The organism is Streptomyces sp. NRRL F-4489, assembly GCF_001509485.1.
Classification (GTDB): domain Bacteria; phylum Actinomycetota; class Actinomycetes; order Streptomycetales; family Streptomycetaceae; genus Streptomyces.
The window spans coordinates 1-259 of record NZ_LLZI01000205.1; the positions used below are offsets into that span (position 1 = coordinate 1).

Consider the following 259-nt stretch of genomic DNA (forward strand, 5'->3'; position numbering starts at 1 on the left):
GGCGTCCTACTCTCCCACAGGGTCCCCCCTGCAGTACCATCGGCGCTGAAAGGCTTAGCTTCCGGGTTCGGAATGTAACCGGGCGTTTCCCTAACGCTAAAACCACCGAAACACTATGAAGATAACAACCGGACACAACACGGTCATTACTTCAGAACCAACACAGTGGACGCGAGCAACTGAGGACAAGCCCTCGGCCTATTAGTACCAGTCAACTCCACACCTTACGATGCTTCCATATCTGGCCTATCAACCCAGT

General features: G+C 53.3%; 1 rRNA gene. It reads right to left on the reverse strand.

The window, feature by feature from the left end:
* Nucleotides 1-110, reverse strand: a 5S ribosomal RNA gene (gene rrf, locus ADL22_RS15755); the annotation flags it as partial.
* Nucleotides 111-259: the final 149 nt, after the last annotated feature.